17 protein-coding genes are annotated in these 16,823 nt (G+C 61.0%); 10 read left to right on the top strand and 7 right to left on the bottom strand.

Annotation, left to right across the window (positions count from 1 at the left end; all coding sequences use genetic code 11):
- Window positions 1-88: 88 nt before the first annotated feature.
- The gene (locus C725_RS01375) at window positions 89-865 is read right to left on the bottom strand and encodes a helix-turn-helix transcriptional regulator (RefSeq protein WP_008599672.1); all 777 of its coding nucleotides are present in this window, start codon (window positions 863-865) and stop codon (window positions 89-91) included.
- 250 nt (window positions 866-1,115) lie between these two features.
- Here C725_RS01375 and C725_RS01370 point away from each other — a divergent pair, with 250 nt between their 5' ends.
- Window positions 1,116-1,724, top strand: a complete 609-nt coding sequence (locus C725_RS01370; RefSeq protein WP_243442666.1) for a DUF1134 domain-containing protein — start codon at window positions 1,116-1,118, stop codon at window positions 1,722-1,724.
- A gap of 44 nt (window positions 1,725-1,768) precedes the next feature.
- Here the strand turns inward: C725_RS01370 and C725_RS15115 are convergent, their stop codons facing one another.
- On the bottom strand, window positions 1,769-2,629 hold the full coding sequence (locus tag C725_RS15115) for a winged helix DNA-binding protein (protein ID WP_051051177.1): 861 nt from the start codon (window positions 2,627-2,629) through the stop codon (window positions 1,769-1,771).
- A gap of 227 nt (window positions 2,630-2,856) precedes the next feature.
- Here C725_RS15115 and C725_RS16880 point away from each other — a divergent pair, with 227 nt between their 5' ends.
- From C725_RS16880 to C725_RS01340, 6 genes are all read left to right on the top strand, one after another.
- Window positions 2,857-3,189, top strand: a complete 333-nt coding sequence (locus C725_RS16880; RefSeq protein WP_078056112.1) for a PLDc N-terminal domain-containing protein — start codon at window positions 2,857-2,859, stop codon at window positions 3,187-3,189.
- Window positions 3,190-3,343: 154 nt separating this feature from the next.
- A complete protein-coding gene (locus C725_RS01360; RefSeq protein WP_008599668.1) occupies window positions 3,344-3,547 on the top strand; it encodes a phospholipase D-like domain-containing protein in 204 nt (67 codons plus the stop codon).
- 124 nt (window positions 3,548-3,671) lie between these two features.
- Window positions 3,672-5,171, top strand: a complete 1,500-nt coding sequence (locus C725_RS01355) for a lipopolysaccharide biosynthesis protein (RefSeq protein ID WP_038281000.1) — start codon at window positions 3,672-3,674, stop codon at window positions 5,169-5,171.
- A complete protein-coding gene (locus tag C725_RS01350) occupies window positions 5,168-6,187 on the top strand; it encodes a polysaccharide pyruvyl transferase family protein (RefSeq protein WP_008599666.1) in 1,020 nt (339 codons plus the stop codon). Before C725_RS01355 ends, C725_RS01350 begins: the two co-directional genes overlap by 4 nt.
- Complete coding sequence (locus C725_RS01345) at window positions 6,184-7,059, top strand: glycosyltransferase family 2 protein (RefSeq protein WP_008599665.1); 876 nt, start codon at window positions 6,184-6,186, stop codon at window positions 7,057-7,059. Before C725_RS01350 ends, C725_RS01345 begins: the two co-directional genes overlap by 4 nt.
- On the top strand, window positions 7,056-7,775 hold the full coding sequence (locus tag C725_RS01340; RefSeq protein ID WP_008599664.1) for a glycosyltransferase family 25 protein: 720 nt from the start codon (window positions 7,056-7,058) through the stop codon (window positions 7,773-7,775). Before C725_RS01345 ends, C725_RS01340 begins: the two co-directional genes overlap by 4 nt.
- A 9-nt stretch (window positions 7,776-7,784) precedes the next feature.
- Here C725_RS01340 and C725_RS01335 read toward each other — a convergent pair whose 3' ends face one another.
- From C725_RS01335 to C725_RS16325, 3 genes are all read right to left on the bottom strand, one after another.
- Window positions 7,785-8,513 (bottom strand): hypothetical protein, encoded by a 729-nt coding sequence (locus tag C725_RS01335; RefSeq protein ID WP_149864484.1) that lies wholly within the window; start codon window positions 8,511-8,513, stop codon window positions 7,785-7,787.
- Between the two features lie 136 nt (window positions 8,514-8,649).
- The gene (locus tag C725_RS01330) at window positions 8,650-10,038 is read right to left on the bottom strand and encodes an exopolysaccharide biosynthesis polyprenyl glycosylphosphotransferase (RefSeq protein WP_038280996.1); all 1,389 of its coding nucleotides are present in this window, start codon (window positions 10,036-10,038) and stop codon (window positions 8,650-8,652) included.
- A 111-nt stretch (window positions 10,039-10,149) separates the two neighbouring features.
- On the bottom strand, window positions 10,150-10,308 hold the full coding sequence (locus tag C725_RS16325; protein ID WP_008599661.1) for a hypothetical protein: 159 nt from the start codon (window positions 10,306-10,308) through the stop codon (window positions 10,150-10,152).
- A gap of 315 nt (window positions 10,309-10,623) precedes the next feature.
- On the opposite strand from C725_RS16325, the gene C725_RS01325 reads away from it, so the two are divergent.
- Window positions 10,624-12,660 carry a GumC family protein gene (locus C725_RS01325; protein WP_149864483.1) on the top strand — a complete coding sequence of 679 codons (2,037 nt, stop codon included), beginning with the start codon at window positions 10,624-10,626 and terminating at the stop codon, window positions 12,658-12,660.
- 54 nt (window positions 12,661-12,714) lie between these two features.
- On the opposite strand, the gene C725_RS01320 is transcribed toward C725_RS01325, so the two are convergent.
- Window positions 12,715-14,142: an outer membrane beta-barrel protein gene (locus C725_RS01320; protein ID WP_160165698.1), complete on the bottom strand. Its 1,428-nt coding sequence runs from the start codon at window positions 14,140-14,142 to the stop codon at window positions 12,715-12,717.
- A complete protein-coding gene (locus C725_RS01315) occupies window positions 14,120-14,593 on the bottom strand; it encodes a polysaccharide biosynthesis/export family protein (protein WP_243442665.1) in 474 nt (157 codons plus the stop codon). Before C725_RS01315 ends, C725_RS01320 begins: the two co-directional genes overlap by 23 nt.
- Before the next feature lie 296 nt (window positions 14,594-14,889).
- On the opposite strand from C725_RS01315, the gene C725_RS01310 reads away from it, so the two are divergent.
- Window positions 14,890-16,065, top strand: a complete 1,176-nt coding sequence (locus C725_RS01310; RefSeq protein ID WP_008599655.1) for a glycosyltransferase — start codon at window positions 14,890-14,892, stop codon at window positions 16,063-16,065.
- Window positions 16,065-16,817: a serine O-acetyltransferase gene (locus C725_RS16795; RefSeq protein ID WP_008599653.1), complete on the top strand. Its 753-nt coding sequence runs from the start codon at window positions 16,065-16,067 to the stop codon at window positions 16,815-16,817. Before C725_RS01310 ends, C725_RS16795 begins: the two co-directional genes overlap by 1 nt.
- Window positions 16,818-16,823 lie beyond the last annotated feature (6 nt).

Here is a 16,823-nt window from a genome sequence, read left to right as displayed (position 1 = left end):
CCGCTCGGACCGGCTGCCCTTTCACCTATTGGTTTGCCGTCGCGGGAGAACCGCTGTGAGCAAGGTGCTTTTCGAAACCTCTACCGTGTCAGGCTGCGAGTCCCAGGTAGCCGAGTTGCCCGGCCTTGAAGATCGTCTGGCTGCGATTGACCGCATCCAGCTTTTCCCCCGCATTCTGGATATGGAAGCGCACTGTGGCATGGCTGCGTGACAGGATCAGGCTGATTTCCTTGTCGGTCTTGCCGATGGCGGCCCAACGCAAGCATTCGACTTCGCGCTTTGTAAGCTGGCAATCGGTCGGCAGCCATTGCCGCTTACGCATCACCTTAGCATAGCCAGCGATAAACCGGTGAGCATAGATGCTGAGTTCGTCGGAGTGCGCGGCGAACTCTTCGGAAAGATCGGTCTTGTCCGTTCCCCAGGGCCCGGTAAAGACCGCGCCGATTTGACCGAAGGGCAGATGTAGCGGGAAAACGAGGGACGCCTGGCACCTGGCCCGCTTCTCGAAATTGCTGAGATCGATTCCATCCAGATACGGGTTCGGTTGCCCGGTCCGATAGCCGTCGCTGTTCACCCAAAAGGGCTCGCTCTCGTAACGGCAGGCCCTATGAAGGGGCGAATGGAGAGCGATCCGGCTCTCTTCCCACTGCTTTTCCTGCTCTTCCGTAAAACCGTAAACGTCGAGAACGAGCACTTCCCCGTCGACATCGATCATCGGCGCCTTCGACGCGATGTTGGCTGTGGGAACCACGCGCCACCCCGGCAGCTTCTCGGCGAAAATCGCCTTCAGGGCCTCCGCCGCTGGGCGAATATCTTCCGCGCTGCGCACGGGTACCCGTTGAATCCAATCCGAATTGCCGACCATCGATGTTCCTCCCACATTCCAAACGGATGCCCCCATTTATCGGGCTGTTCAGCAAGCGTTCTGACGCGCCTCGTATTCTTAACAGGAATAAAGACACGGGCAGGCTGCGAGTGCAAGGACATTCGGAAAACGTAATGCTGACGGGTACGGGCCGAACCTGCTACAGGCCCAGTGCAACCGAGACGAGAACCGTAGGGCAGCCAGCATAATGAAATTTTCAGGACACCGTTTTGTTACAACTTGCGTCGCGGTGTTGCTCGCGTCCTGCGCTTCGACCTCACCGCCCCCGCCCTCGTCCACCACCGGGACGACTGCCCCGGCCGTAGCGAGCGAGGACGGCTCCGAAGGCGCCGGAACGGCTCCGGAGGACGAAACTGACAGCTTCGACGAAGCAGAGATTCTCGCGCAGGCGGAAGGCGTGTTCGGCGACGGCGCCGAGGGCCTTGCCAAGATGGTTGAAGATATCTTCCGCGAACGCGGTCGACCCAATGCGTATATCGTGGGTAGCGAAGGGTCGGGCGCGATCGCGCTAGGTCTGCGCTATGGTGCGGGACGCATGTATCACGCCGTGGAGGGTGACCAGGAGGTTTATTGGACGGGCCCGTCCATTGGCTTCGACGTGGGCGGGGATGCGAACAAGGTCTTCGCTCTCGTCTACGATCTTTACGATACGGAAGAGCTGTTTCAGCGTTATCCCTCGGTCGAGGGCAAGGTCTATGTCGTCGGCGGTTTTACTGCGAACTATCTCCAGCGCGGCAACGTCGTCGTCGTTCCGATCAAGCTGGGCGCGGGGTGGCGAATTGGTGCCAATGTCGGCTACCTGAAATTCACGAAGGACCGGAATTACCTGCCCTTCTAGGGGCCGCGCCGACGAAAAAGGTTTGGCGGCGGAAACCGCGCTGGTCAGTGCGTGATGTCAAGATACCGTTCCATCACGGCGGCGGTCGGCTCCGAGATCGCAATGAAGCTCCGCCGCCCATCGGTTGGATCTGCGTTCCGAACGATCAACCCCATCCGCGTCAGCGCCTTGATCCAACGTAGCCCGGTGGTCGTCGGCACCGACGCGGCGATGCAAAGGCTGGAAACCGAAACTTGCTTGCGCTCGTGCCGCGCCGCGGCCAGGTCCAGGAGGATATCCCAGCCTGGATCCGCAAAAAGCTCATCTGGAAAGAACTCCGACCGTAACCGCCGCTTTCGGATGAGGTCGCGCAGCAGGCGCGCACTCTGACTGGGCGGCCGGGGACCGGTGCGCGCGGGGCGCGTCGCCACGTCCGCCTCCGCGAGGCGCGCCAGAGCGCGCGCTACGCGTTCGGCATCCTCCCGCAGGCTCGCCAATCCTTCAGGACCAACGTCAAGCCCGGCCACGTCTTCCCGAAAAGACTGCGTGACCCCAGCATTCGCCAACGCTGCCATGAGCTCGTCCTCCATGATCGGCCAGGAAAGAAATTCCAGAGGATCAGCGTCGAGAAAGGGACCGATATGGTCCAGCGAGTCTAAGTCCACTATGGCAATAGTTGAAGCAACATCGGCAATATCGGCGACCGCCGCCACCTCCTGCCCGGACAGGTTCGGCAGATCGAGGCCGGTGAGGTCGAGGATCAGCAACTCATATGAAGGCTGGTTCCTCGACGCCGAATCCGGCGGCATCACGCTGGCCTGATAAGAAACCCCCCAACGAGACAGAAGAGCCGCAGCCTCTGCGGCGCCCTTCCCGTCCCCGGCCAGCAAGACAATATTTCCATGATTTTGGTAGATCAGATCCATCGGGACACCATCATAAAGAGCAGGCTCTAATATTACGTCTACGTATCGATATTTCCGTGTGTTACGTCCGTTATCGATCCATCTATCCCGCGCCAATCGCCGCGCGGCGTGAGAGTGCGATCCGACTTGTGCGCGCTTTCCTTTTTCCCAGTTGTATCCGCCCTGCCAAATCTGCCCATGCCGCGGGAGAATTCTATTATCTAGCGGGATGAATCGTGCGCATCGCCATGTTGCTTGTAGTGCCGCTCCACCACGCGCCTGCGGCTGCAACACGTTGGCTCCTTCTCATTTTCTTCCTGCCGCTTCCCGGTCTCGTCCTTTATCTCGCCATCGGGCGCCCTCGCTTTCCGCGCTGGCGAACGCGCCGGTTCCAAGACTTACGCCCTTCTTTCTTGACGTCGCGAGGTGGCTCGAAGCGCCGCCGGACGCCGGCAAGCCGAGCCCCTGCGCTCGCGCCGACCGGAGGGGAACAGTATCCAGACCGCCAACCCCATGCCAATTGGGAATTGAAGCGCGCAGCGTCGCAGCACCTGCGGAACGGCTGGGCAATTTCCCGGTAACGACAGGAAATCGCATCGAGCTGATCGATGGCTATGACGCCCTCATCCACCGTCGCCGACCAGTGGCTCATCAGCCTGGCGCATGCCTCCGATTATGACGAGATCCTGCCATGCGGCGTACGCATTCCATCGGTATCGTGACCACTGACTCCACGTGAAGACCGTCTGCATCAATCAGCATTTGGGTGTCATCGGCTCGAACAACGTCGCCATCCGGTCCTTTCAACTGAACGAGGAGGTCGGCCTGTCGATGTTCAGTCCGACAACGATTGAAGAATTGCCTGCCGTACAAGCGAGATATTTGCTCGAAAGCGACGAGCTGTCGCTCCACGGGGCGAGCGCGGCGGCTCGTCCATAAGCTCGCCGACAATGCGGCACGGCTCGTCAGTCCTTTGCTTTAGGCTCTCTTTGGGGTCTCGCATCCGACGCCACCCTCCTATAATGGCGGGGTTCGGACATACGCGCTCAAGGGAAAATTCACGCTGGCCAGTCATCGCGGAAAACTCGTTTCCGGGGCAGCCTGGCTCGGCGGCGCGCGCCTTGCCGCGAACGCGCTCGGCACTCTCAGCACGATCGTCCTGGCGCGACTGCTGACGCCGGATGATTTCGGGCTCGTCGCCCTCGCCCTGTCGATGGTCGCCATCGTCAGCGCCTTTACCGACCGATCCCTCAGTTCGGCGGTGGTGCAGATCGATGACCCGACGATCGCGCACTATCATACCGCCTGGACTCTCGGGCTATGCCGCGGCCTGCTGGTCGCCGGCGCCTTCATAATCGCGGCCTATCCTGTAGCGGCGGCCTTCGAAGAGCCGCGGCTGGCGCCGATCATGATGGTGCTTTCGACATCGCTGCTGCTCTCGGGTCTCGAAAATCCGCGAGCGATCATGCTGACCAAGAAACTGGTGTTCTGGCAGCAATTCATGCTGGAGGTGGCGCAGAAATTCGTGGCCCTGATCGTCGCGATCGCAGTGGCGTTTGTCTATCAGAGCTATTGGGCCATCGTCGCCGGGCTTGTTGCCGGCAAGGTATCCGGCCTTCTGCTGTCCTATACCGTTCTTCCGTTCCTGCCTCGCCTCAGCTTCCGGCATATGCGCGAACTGTTCTCCTTCACCGGTTGGATCACCCTCGGCAAGGTTATCAATACCTTAAACTGGCGCTTCGACCATCTGCTTATCGGCGGGATGATCGGCAGGGCAGACCTCGGCTTCTATACGATGGGCGACAATCTTGCCGTGATCCCCACACGAGAGACGACCATGCCGTTGCAGAGCGTCCTGTTTCCCGCCTTCACCCTGATCAAGCATGACCGGGAACGGTTCGCCGCCCAGTATCAAAAGGCGCAGGCGACCATCACCGCCATCGTTCTGCCGCTCGGCATCGGCATGGCGCTCGTGGCCGAACCACTGGTCCGCTTCGCGATCGGGGAGAAGTGGCTGCCCGCGGTCATCGTCATCCAGGCGCTGGCGTCCGTCTTCGCACTGCAAACGATCGGTTCGCTGGCCCCTGCCGTCGCCATGGCCGCAGGACGCACGAGGCTCCTGTTCTGGCGTAATCTTCAAGCCTTCGCGATCCGCATTCCCTTCATCATCGCCGGCATGCTGATCGCGGGGTTCCATGGCATCGTTCTTGCGCGCGTCCTTTCGGGTACGCTCGGAATCGGCCTGAACATGAAGGTGATCAGGGAGGTTTGCGGACTTCGGCTCTCCGAGCAGTTGCGCGAAAATCTGCGCAGCATCTTTTCGGCCGCCATTATGGCAGCGGTGGTCGTCACGGTAGACTGGATGGGCAGTTGGGGTACCGATACTGCGGAACTGCTGCTGCACCTCTTTGTTCTGATCGCTGCCGGCGCTATCGTCTACCCGGCCGCGATGGCGGGCCTATGGATGGCCGCAGGAAAACCGAGGGGGCCGGAAACGGAATTATGGACGTTGGCGAGATCCGCTCCGGCAGGGCTGAAGCGAAAAATGGGACGAACGGCATGAATGCTGCGCTGCTGGAGGAAAGCACGCGCACGCTGAATGCTCGGCACTGCGCTCTTCTGGAAGCGGCACTTTCGCCGCTGCTTCCCCACGGCGGCCGATATGCGCTCGTCGATTTTCCGGATCACTCCAACGTCGGCGACAGCGCGATATGGGTTGGCGAACGCGTACTGCTGCGAAAACTGACTGGCCGCGATCCAGACTATGTGTCGACCATTCGAAGCTATGACCAGGCGGCGGTTGACGCCCTGCCGCCGGAGGCTCCTCTCCTGATACACGGCGGCGGCAATCTTGGTGACCTCTGGCCCCGCCACCAGCAATTCCGTGAACAGCTGATCGCGGGGAATCGCGCCCGCCCGATCGTGCAGCTGCCGCAGTCGATCCGCTTCGGTGATGACAAGCGGGCCGCTGAGTTCAAGACGCTGCTAGCCGGTGCAGACAATTTCACGCTCTTCGTGCGCGACCGAAAGAGCCAGGTTTTCGCGCGGGAGACATTGGGCCTGGAGGCCGCACTGACGCCGGACAGCGCCGTTGGAATGGGTCCGCAAAAGCGTTCGCGCACGGCTGACCAGCAGGCCCTCATTCTTCTTCGCACCGATCATGAAGCGGAAGGCGGCCGCCAGGGGGCACTTCACGAGATCGAGCGGGCCATGATCGTGGATTGGCTGGACGAACGGGACGATTTCGCCTCCCGCACCTTCAAGAATGCTCGACGGAAATCGCTACTCGCCCTGCGTTTCGCACGGCAGGCACGCCGCCTCGATTTCTACGACCTTCTCGCTCGTGGCCGGGTCGAGCGCGGTCTCGATCTTCTCAGCCGCGGTGAGGTGACGATTACCGACCGGCTGCACGCACATATTCTGTCGGTGCTGCTCGGCCTTCCGACCGTCGCCCTCGACAACAATTACGGCAAAGTCTCCGGATACATCCAGGCGTGGACATCAGACTATGCCGGGCTGCGGCAGGCCGATACTCAAGACGAGGCGGTTGCTGCGCTCGCCTCGCTCAGCTCCTTGTGACAGTCGAGGCTGAAGCTCCCTCCATCAGCGTCGTCATTCCGACGCATTTCCGGTCCGAAATCGTTGGCGCCGCCATCGAGAGCATCGCCCGCCAGACGACCCAGCCGAGGGAGCTTCTGGTCGTCAGCGATGTGGAAGACCCGGCGGCGGAGGCTGCTGTGGGCAAGGCGTCCTCGCAGCTTACATTCTCAGTGCGCTATCTGAGAAACGCCGCCGTACCCGGCGTCTGCGGCTCGCGAAATCTTGGCGCCGCAAAGGCAACGGGCGAGTGGGTGGCGTTTCTCGACGATGATGACATCTGGTATCCGGATTTCCTCAGCGCTCTATCGCGGCGGGCGCAGAATACCGCGGCCGACTTCGTCCTGGCGACGATTCTCGAATGTTCGGAAACGCGCGGCAGACGGGAGCGGAGAGCCCCTGAAGGTCTTGATGTCGAGACATTCTTTGCCGGGCCTGGCGGTATGACGGGAAGCAATGCGCTGATCCGCAGAACCGTCTTTCTTTCCACCGGCGGTTTCGACCCGCGCGTCAGGGTGTTCAATGATTGGGATCTGTTCTTTCGGCTGGTCGCGATGGGCGCCGCCTATAGTGTGGACCCCGCCCCTCTTGTCGAATGGCGGCAGCACAAGGGCGAACGGATCGGCTCGTTTTCGGAGCGGCGGGCCGCTGGCCTTCAATTCTTCGTTGAGCGCTACAGCCCTTATATCCCCGCGAATGTACGCCGCGAACTGCTTGCCACGGCTGCGGGCATGAGGCGGCGGTTGGCGGCCGGTTCCGGCGACCGCTTCCGCGCAAACGCCGCGCTGCTCCGTGCACATGGCGTGGCCGGCATTTGGTCCAAAATCTCCAGTGGGAAAGAGGCGCGAAGGTGAAGCTGAAAGTCATCGTTCTGAGTCTGGATAGCGCCGTAGACCGGCGACGCGAATTTGCCGCCGGCGTGCCGAAAGATGCGCTCCCTTGGTCGTTTTTCGATGCGCACAGATCATTGGATCCACGCCTTCACTATGATCCAGCGTCGGCGATTCATCACAAAGGCCGGGAACTGAAGCCCGGCGAGATCGGCTGCTACTCGAGCCACTACGCCATCTGGGCTCAGTTGATGGACGACGATTGCGACGCCTACATCATTCTGGAAGACGACGTCGTCGCCGACTGGCGCTTTCTCGCGGCACTCGCTGACGAACCCCTTGCTGATCAAAACATTCACTACCTGCGACTATACTACAAGAAGCCGTCGCGGTTTCTGGAGCGGCGCAATCACTTCGTTCGCCGTTCGACCCGCCTCATCGAGTTGCTGGACCTGGCCTTCGGCACGCAGGGATATCTGATCGACAAGGTCGCCGCCCGCCGCTTTCTGGAGGGTTTTCGGGAGGTGGTACGGCCGATCGACGATCAGCTCGACCGTCATTGGGAACACGGCGTTCCCAATTTCAGCGTGTTTCCGTTTCCACTGATAGAGAGGACGGTACCGTCGGAGATCGGCGACAACCGCTTCGAGAAGGAGCGGCGTCCGAGCGGCCAAATCTGGAAAGAACGGATGAAGAAACGCGTCGGGGTTGCCAAGCGCCGACGTGCGCAATTTCCATAATTCGAGAATCTAAAGCTTGCAGCTTTCATCCAGGATCAGCTCGGCATTGCTTGCGTTACCGGAAACCGTTGACGTCCCCTCCGGTACCGACAGGACGCAGTGATCGATCTGCACGCGCTTCGCACCATCGATCTGCAGGATCGGCGCATCCGTATCGGACGAAACGACGAACTCCGCGATCCTGATGTCCGCGCCCTTGCCCGCCCAGAGATGAGCCCCCCGGGGATTGCGGCTTTCCAGGCGACCCGCTTCGACGGAACCCCATAGGCGGTAATTGCGGTAATTGTCTTCCGCCCGCAGATCGTCCAAGCGGGTTTCGCTCGATTTCAGATCGTAACCGCCATCGGCATTGCCGCTGGCACTCACCCCGGTGATCGTCAACTTCGACACGCCGCGTTCCGCGCTGACACCGTCGCCCTGCGGATAATCACCTTTCGCGGTTGGACTTCGGAAACCTGAGAGTCTCCCGTCGCGGATGAGGATATCGGTTCCGGAATTCAAAATTATTCCAGCTGGATAGTCGGTGTCTTGGGCATCGCGCATCGAAAAATCAAAATTTTCAATGCTTACACCAGTCGCATCTCCGTCGAGGCGAATTCCTTCCTGCTTCAAATTCGTCAGCTTGACGTCATCAACCTGGAGATTTCGCAGTTCGCTGCTCTTCGCGACCCACAAAAACGCCTTCGCGTCAGAGATTGTTGCGGGTCCGACCGCCACGTCCTCTGTCTTGCCCTTCACCTTCAAAACGAGTGCGCCGGCCAGCGAACGGCTTGAAGTCTCCCAATTCTGGCCGGACTTCAGAAGCGTCTCCGCCACAGCGGGCTCAGACAGCGTGCCGCCGGCCAGTCCCGCGGCAAGCATGAACAGAAATCTGCTAGAAAGCATTGGCATGTCGAATAACCCGAATCGTTCTCAGTAAGATCAGAACGTCCTGCCAGACGGTCCAGTTCGCCACATATTCCAGATCGGCCTGCAAACGGCGGGACAGGTCCATCCGCCTTGCGGTCGCGCCTCGAAAGCCGCGAACCTGCGCTAGCCCGGTGATGCCGGGCTTCAGCACATGCCTATGCCAGTAGCGATCGTCCACTTCCCAGAACAGCGCGTCACCGGCCAGCGAGCCCGTCGCATGCGGTCGTGGCCCGACAATGCTCATATCACCGAACAAGACATTGAAAAGTTGCGGCAATTCGTCGAGGCTCGACTCCCTCAAGAGACGGCCGACCCGCGTTACACGATCGTCGTCGCGCGCGGCAGATCGAGCGCCGGTCGTGTCGGTCAGTTCGACGCGCATGGAACGAAACTTATAGACCTCGAAGAAGCGGTTACCATGGCCCACCCGCTTCTGGCGAAACAGAACAGGGCCGCGACTGTCCAACTTGATCGCGATGGCGATAACGATCAGAAGCGGCGACAGCATGATGATCGCGGGAACGGCGATCGCCAGATCGAACAATCGTTTGGTGATGCGGTCGGACAGAGACAATTGCTTGGCGCCCACCACCAGGGTCGTCTCGCCATCATACCGACCGATCGAGAGAGCCCCGAGCGCGTCGAATTCCGGCGTGACGATTTCGGCGCGCACGTTCGCACCCTTCAAGATCAAGGCCCAATCCCTGCGTGCTTCGACGGAGCAAGCGAGAATAACGCGGTCATAGCCCTTCAGTGCTGCGCCGACCCGGTCCAGCATCTCGGGATCTCCGCGATCGGGGCGCAGATTGAGCTTGTCGATATCAATGACATCCGTGCCCGCTCTCTTGCGCGTCGGCGGGAGCGGCGAACTGTGAAGGACCAGGACCCGTTGCAGCAGATGCAGATACCGGTCCCTGATAAACTTCAGCAGCTTATATCGTACGCCAAGCATGATGACCGTGCCGGTCATCGCGGTACCAAGAACGGCAAGCCTGGAAATCTCGGTCTGGGCGCGCATGGTAAAGGCGATCACCAGCAGAATGAGGATCGCCGTCAGAAAGGCGCCGACACCGCGAAGCGCACCGCGTTCGGGGTGCTTGACGCTGGCCAGGGCATAACCATGGAGATTGATGTTGAGGATCATGAAAATGGGAAACGCGACCCCGAGCAGGATCGGCCAACTGTTCTCATCCAGATCGCCGAATCGCAGAATGAACCCGACCACGAAACCAAGAACGATCGATAAGAAATCCGCCGTGACCAGCGAAACGTAGAGCAGCGGGCGGGAAAGAGCGGACAGACGCGCGTCCGCATCCGCCGTCACCCGGTTATTTGCTCCGGCCGTAGTCGCCATTTCGCCTCGACATCCTTCAGGCCGTCCCCTTGGGCCTGACCATGATCAATGCCGGTGCGCTTAGCAACGTCTAGTTGTCGAGAAAATGCATGTCCCCCTCGCAGGACCTCGTCATAACAGAAAGTAGACACTTCCTGCCGCAATGCCGCCCCACAAGAGCGCCGCGATCGCCGTTGCCAGAGCGTAACCCTTGGCCTCCTTACGCGGAATGAGGTCCGCCTGTTCCGGTTTTGCTGGAACGAGTTCGGAAAATTGCTCCGTCGTAGCCACGGCATGCTCCCAAGGTCTCTTCCCGCTTCTGGACTCCGGACGGCGAAATCCGCCAGGACCGTTGCGGTTTTACATTATGTGGAGACCTTAACGAGATTTGCGGCCAGTTGCAATAAACACACGATAAGCTGACTGAAGGCTTCCGTCCCGGCGTGGATCGGAAAACCCACTGACGAGTTCGTTTTCGCTGGTCCGACCCTGGCGGACCCGCTATCGAATTGTTGTGACCTGGTAATAAAGAGGGGATGGCTTTTGACAGCCGATTTCGCTGAGAAAAACGCGACTGGCCCTCTTCTGGATTTCGGAAAACTGACTGTGATCGCGCGTCGGCGTATCGTGCCGATGGCGGTGGCAGCCGCCTTGTGCGCGTTAGCGGTCGCCGCCCTGTATTTCACGAGTGAACCAACCTACAGCGCCAGCGGACAGATCGGCTTTGAACGCGGTGCTGATGAATTGCTGCCGGGATTATCGGAACGCCGCGCGGAAATTACCGATGCCGCGTCGGTCGAGACCGCCGTTCAGGCCCTTCGTGCACCGGAAATCGCCACCGCCGTCGCTCGCACCGTGGGTCCCGAGCGTATTTTGCGCGCCTATATGGATCCCGACCAGCCGATTCCTACCGAACGGCAGGCTGCCACGCGCCGAGCAGCGGCTTTCATCCGCGGGGGACTGTCCGCCCGGCGGGAAGGTACGTCCTTCGTCATCACGATTGCTTCGGAGGGCCCGGATCCCGAAATCGCCGCGGCGGCTGTCAACAGCGTGATCGACATTTATGTCGGCGGACAGGTCAGCGAGAAATCCTCGCAGCGTCAGAGGGAAATCTCCATCCTGCGCGAGCGCATCGCTGAATTAAAGACGGACCTGCAGGATGCAGAGACGCAGGTCGCCAACTACCGCGCCCGCACCAATCTGGTCGACATCAAGGACGACAGCACGGCAGCGCAGCAAATCCTTTCGCAGCTCGGCGCGGAATTGGCGCAGGCGGAAGCAGAACAGGCCGTCGCGGAATCGCGTGCAGCCAGTCCGGCTGCCGCGATTCAATCATCCTCGCTTCTCAGGGAACTGCGCGCGCGTGAGGCAGCGCTGAGCGCCGAACGCGCCGACCTTGCCGGTCGCTATGGCGAACGTCATCCTTCGCTTGCGAACATCGACCGCCAGCTTAGCGACTTGAACGAACGAATTTCCGAAGAGATCGCGCGCGAACGGGACGCCGCACGGCGCGAGGCTCAGACCGCCAGCCGGCGAACGGCGTCAATTCGCTCCTCTCTCAACGATGCGCAGTCGGAACTGCTCGAGGGAAACAATGCGTCGGTCCGACTTGCGGAACTCGAGCGTAACGCCGAAGCCGCCCGCGCGCTCTACGAGTCATTCCTGTCGCGCCTTCGTGAGAATGTGGCGGCTGCCGGCACCGAACAGACAAATGCCTATCCCCTGTCTCGCGCCAGCGCGCCCAGGGTTCCGGCCTCCCCCAGCCTGCAGATGTTCGGCCTGATCGGGCTGATGGGTGCGGGTCTTGCCGCCGCTGCCACGGCCGCTGCACTGGAACTTCGCGAACAGGGCTATCGCTCGCGGCGTGAGGTGGAACGCCACCTCGGCCTTCCGGTACTCGCTTCAGTGGCCGACGTTTCGACCGTTCCCGATCGCCCCGTCCGTGTGCGAGGGCTTCGAGATGTATCCGAGTATCTGACACAGAACGATGGCAGCGTCTTCAACGAAGCCTTTCGCAGTCTGCGAACCGCCCTGCACGTGGGGCGCAGCGACCAGATTGCAAAGTCCATCGCGGTTTGCTCGGCGCTGCCGTCCGAGGGCAAGACGACGACCGCGCTTTGCCTTGCCTGGTCCGCGGCGATGGCGGGTCACAAGACCATCATTCTCGACTGCGATCACCGCCGGGCAACATTCTCGCGCAGCCTGTCGAAGTCATTCGATTACGGCCTGGGCGATGTCCTGAACGGCGAGGCGACGCTGGAGGAGGCCATTATTCCGGGCCCCATCCCGAACGCCTTTCTACTGCCCCAGCGTTCGCATGGCCGGGAGCATCTGGATGTGCTTCTTTCGCAGCGCATGCAGGATCTGATTGCCGAGCTTCAGAACTCCTACGATTTCGTAATTCTCGACACGCCGCCCATCTTGCCGGTCGCGGAGTCACGGGCATTGTCGGCCATGGTCGAGGCGGCCATTCTGGTGGTCAGGTGGCGGGGCACCACGCGGGAATCCGCCTCGCAGGCGTTGGAAGAACTGCACCGGGCAGACGCAAATCTGATCGGAGCCGTCCTCAGCAAGGTGGATCTGCGCAAGCCCATCGATGCCTATGAGAGCGGCGTCTATTATTACGAGGTCGCCAAGGAGTGAAGATCAGGGGCTGATCATGTGTTACGAGCCTCGCCCGGCCTTGTCCTGGGCACCTTAAAGGCGGAAGTTCACACCAATGTTTGCGGAGAAGCGTGAAAAGGCGAGTCCGCTGTCCACATCCTCACGGTTGCGCGTCAGATAGTTCGCGCCGCCCGTGATGCTGATGCGGCGCGAGAGCCGATATTCCGCGCCGGCATAGAGGCCGAACCGGTCGGTGGTTGCGTCGCTCGCCTCGAAATCGGCCTTCTCGTAAGAGCTCGAGACGGACAGGATCAGATTGCGCAGCAGTTCGTGATCGACCGAAAGCCGGCCCGATGTCACCAGCGCCGCTGGTGTCGTCACCGACGCAATGCCCTGGATGGACCGATCAAGTTCCAGCGAGATCGTCGTCAGCGGCGTGAAATAATATTCGGCATTGGCGTTCAGCGCGAAGGACCGCCGCGTATCGATCGCCGGATCCTCGAAATCCGCCTGCAGATACCCCGCGGCGACACTTCCGGACCAAAGTGGAGAGATCTCGCTGCGGACGCCTGCAAGAATCTGCAATTCATTGGTGTCTCGGTTAGGAATGGAACTCAGCCGAGCGCGCCGCCAAGCCCGCTCGGCGGAGACGAAGCCATAAAGCTCCGGTCCGATGCGAACGCCGCCGGCGGCACTGAGCTGATAGCGGGTCGCATCGCGGAACTGCTGATTGGAAAGATTACCCTCCGGATCCCGCGCATCGGCATAATCATATTTGTCGATCCGGCCTGAGAGTTCGCCGTAGACCAGGCCACGCTGAAGCCGCGTGCTGGCAAGGGCGGAACTGCGATCAAGCCGAACGGGCTTCTGCGTACGCAGCACTTCGCCAACCGCGCCGCGATCGACGAGACGATGTTCACGTAGAGCCGACACGCTGAACGTGCCGCCAGTGGTATATTCGAAATTGCCGGACGCCTGCAGATCGTATTCCGTCCCGCTCTCGCTGCTGAGATCCGTATATTCCTGCTGGCGAATACCGGCCTCTACAACGGCGCGGTTCACGGCCCAGTTCGTCTCGCCGCGAAGGCGCCCGTTCACAATCGAGGATAGGTCCGATTGGCCGTTGGACTGGGCAAGGACATTGCTGTCGTAGACGGCGCGCCCGCTCAGCTCGGGAAACAGCGTAAACCCGCCGACATTGATACCGATCGGATCATATTCCGGGCGCGACCTGCCGCGCACCGATTGCGGAGTCAGCCTCACATCCCGGTCGGTGGGATTTTCGCTGACGATGGTGGACGTCTCGCCGCTGGAAAGCCGCAGGGTCGGCAGGTCGGACGTCACCGCTGACCGGCGTTCGTCAGCCGGAAGGGCTATGCCGCCCTCTCCCACTTCGCTTTGCGTAGCGGCCGGCACCTCGCTCTGCGCAGCGGCCGGCACGCCATGAAGAAGGCCGATGCAAACGAGCGACCCTACGCTGGCGCCGCGAGCGGCATGCTTAGAAATAACGCTCTCCGACACGAACGATGTCTCCGGGAAGAATGTTGATGTTCCGTGCGGCGTTGACAGAATATTCGCGGTTCGAGCCTGCCCGGCGGATGAACAGCGTGTCCTTGTCGGCGCGGTAGGTAAAACCGCCGGCGGTCGCAACGGCGCCCAGCAGCGTCATGCCCTCCTCGGCCGGGTAACGCCCGGGCTTGGCCACCTCGCCAAGAACGAAATACGGGCGGAAATCGTACACCTCGACGATGATCTGCGGATCGATGACGAAGCCGTCGCTGTAACGTTCCGTCAGACGCGTCTTCAGTTCGGCGGCCGTCAGACCCACGGCCTCGACATCGCCCACCAGAGGCATATTGATGGTGCCCGCGCCGCTGACCTGAAATTCACCGCTGAGGTTTTCCTCATTGAAAACGCTCACCCGCAGCTTGTCGCCAAGGCCCAGACGATATTCGTCGGTCGTACGAGACATCTCGCTCGCGGGAAGCGGCGGCGCAGACGTCGCGCATGCGGAAAGAACAAGCGCGGCCAGGGCGACCAAAAGAAACGAAACACTCGAAACAGCGCGGGAATACATATCGAAACTCCAGATCGGCGCGTATCATCCTCCCGATTTCCGCTGCGGCCGGATGCGGCGCCGCGTTATTCGGGCAATTTTTATGGCTCCATCACGCTGGTTACGCATTAGAACCAAAACCGATCCCCAGCAAGCGGGCAGCAGAGCTGCGAAATCGGTCGAGGACATGAACACGGGCGGGAACGGACAGGATGAAAAAGAACGCGGGACGGATACGCGCGGGCAAACGGCCGAAGCTTCTCTTTCTCATAAACTCCCTTGCGGGCGGCGGAGCGGAACGCGTCTTCACGACGATCCTGAACGCCTCGTCGGACCGGCTTGGTGAGGTCGACGCGCGCGTCGTGCTGCTGGATCGCGACCCGGAGAAGTACGAGCTCCCAGGCGAATTGGACGTCGTTCGACTCGATTGTCGGCATAAGCTGCTGAAAAGCGTGGCAGGCGTGCAAAAGGCCGTGTCCGACTTCCAGCCGGACCTGACATTATCCTTTCTGACCCGGGCGAACCTGGCTGCTGTCGCCGCGGGCCTGCGTTTCGGGCACAAGGTCGTTCTCAGCGAGCGCGTAAATACCACGGCCCACCTCGCAACAGGTCGATTTCCCGTCGTCAGCCATCTGATGGTCAAGCATGGGTATCGCCATGCGGACCGTATCATCGCCGTTTCCGATGGTGTTGCGGCGACGCTCCAGAGCGATTTCAGCCTTCCCGGAGATCGCATCGACATCATACCCAATCCCGTGGATGCGGCGCGCATTATGGAGGCTGCAAGGGCCGAGCCCGATTTGCCCATACACGCCGACGATATCACCGCGATGGGCCGCCTCGTTCCGAACAAGAATTTCGCGCTGTTGATCCGTGCATTTGCACGATCGGAGTGGCCGGGCCGCTTGATCATCCTTGGCGAAGGGCCGGAACGAGATTCTCTTGAACGTCTGGGACGTGAACTCGGTCTTGGCGCGCGCTTGTCGATGCCGGGCTTTGTGGCCAATCCCTACGCTGTCATCGCACGTTCGGGTCTGTTTGTCCTGCCCTCGCGGGCGGAAGGGTTTTCCAATAGTCTCGTGGAGGCCATGGCGTGCGGCGTGCCCGTCATATCCACCGACTGCCCTTCGGGCCCGGCCCTGATCATGCAAAAGGAAAAGCCTATCGATAAGGGAACGGCGTTACCGGCAACGGGCGGCTTTCTCGTCAGAATGGACGATACGGACGGAATGAGCGCGGCGATCAATCAGATGCTGGATTTGCAGGACAGAACAATTATGGCCACCGCAGGCACGAACCGGGTCGAGGCCTTCAGCGTCCGCCGCGCGGTCGAACGCTATTGGGCGGTGATCGACGACGTGCTTGGTGCGAACGCGAAGGAAGGTTGATGACCTCGGCAGCGCAAAGCGAACAGCCCGGCAACCCTGCGCACTTGCGGCCTGCGGACCGCATTTCCGCCGACGCATCGAAGCCCCACTTGCGCGGCTGCGCGAGAAGCCTGGCGGAGGTGCGCGCCTATTTGCGGGCGGATCTTTACCGTTATGACGGGCGCGTGGACGCCAAGTCGTTCCTTAAGAATTTTCTGTTCACTCCTGGATTCAAATACACCGTATGGATGCGGCTGACCGGCTTTCTGAAAACCCGGCGCGCGTTCCTGCCGCTTTACGCCTTTGCAAAGTGGCGATTGCTTCACAGCCGATACAAATACGGGATCGCGATCCCCGAATATACGGAGATCGGGCCGGGTTTTTTCATCAATCGCTTCGGCGGCATCTACTTTAACGGGGATGCCGTTCTGGGGTGCAACGTCAATGTCAGTGCCGGTGTCATGCTGGGTCAAACAAACCGGGGTCGCACGGCAGGTTCGCCAATCGTCGGTGACCGGGTCTTCCTTGCCCATGGCGGAAAGGCGGTCGGCCGCGTGCACATCGGAGACGACGCGGTCGTCGGCGTGAATTCCGTCGTGACGAAGGACGTGCCCGCGGGCGGCGTCGCCGGCGGCGTTCCGGCAAAGGTCATCGGCGAGGGTGGCTCGGCTGGATATGTCAACCGTCTCGTCCCTCAGGCGCTGCTTGATGCGGCCCTGGCCTTCGGCGCATCCCGGCGCGCAGCGGCGTCCAACGATTCGTTAACGAAATAGGCGATA

The organism is Pacificimonas flava (assembly GCF_000342165.1).
Lineage (GTDB): Bacteria > Pseudomonadota > Alphaproteobacteria > Sphingomonadales > Sphingomonadaceae > Pacificimonas > Pacificimonas flava.
The sequence above is the reverse complement of the archived record's forward strand: the minus strand, read 5'-3'. Positions and strand labels throughout refer to the sequence as shown.

Bases quoted from the DNA above. Each gene is read 5' to 3' on its own strand.
- C725_RS01350 (WP_008599666.1), top strand. From the start codon at position 5,168: ATGAATGCTGCGCTGCTGGAGGAAAGCACGCGCACGCTGAATGCTCGG.
- C725_RS16880 (WP_078056112.1), top strand. From the start codon at position 2,857: ATGTTGCTTGTAGTGCCGCTCCACCACGCGCCTGCGGCTGCAACACGT.
- C725_RS01310 (WP_008599655.1), top strand. From the start codon at position 14,890: ATGAAAAAGAACGCGGGACGGATACGCGCGGGCAAACGGCCGAAGCTT.
- C725_RS16795 (WP_008599653.1), top strand. From the start codon at position 16,065: ATGACCTCGGCAGCGCAAAGCGAACAGCCCGGCAACCCTGCGCACTTG.
- C725_RS01375 (WP_008599672.1), bottom strand. From the start codon at position 865: ATGGTCGGCAATTCGGATTGGATTCAACGGGTACCCGTGCGCAGCGCG.
- C725_RS01330 (WP_038280996.1), bottom strand. From the start codon at position 10,038: ATGGCGACTACGGCCGGAGCAAATAACCGGGTGACGGCGGATGCGGAC.
- C725_RS01315 (WP_243442665.1), bottom strand. From the start codon at position 14,593: ATGTCTCGTACGACCGACGAATATCGTCTGGGCCTTGGCGACAAGCTG.
- C725_RS15115 (WP_051051177.1), bottom strand. From the start codon at position 2,629: ATGGATCTGATCTACCAAAATCATGGAAATATTGTCTTGCTGGCCGGG.